This is a genomic window from Phormidium sp. CCY1219 (genome assembly GCF_055795085.1).
Window position 1 is genome coordinate 1 of sequence record NZ_JAYFEQ010000769.1, and the last position, 218, is coordinate 218.

Here is a 218-nt window from a genome sequence, read left to right on the forward strand (position 1 = left end):
TCCAGGGGGTCAATTAGCCAGCACAACCGCACGCCATTGTCAATATATTCTCGCATTTTTTCCCGCAGGTTTTCGATGGCGTCACTGCGCGATCGCAACTCCACCACAAAATCCGGAGAGAGGCGGGAAAACTCCTGCTGTTGTGCCAAGTTTAACCCCTCCCAGCGCTCGTTACTTACCCAACTGACATCGGGCGATCGCACCGCACCATTGGGTAA

At 54.1% G+C, this 218-nt stretch carries 1 protein-coding gene; it reads right to left on the minus strand.

What is annotated here, in order from left to right:
• The coding region (locus AC0QH1_RS23325) for a Uma2 family endonuclease (protein WP_324633771.1) at positions 1-218 on the minus strand (218 nt) is incomplete at both ends.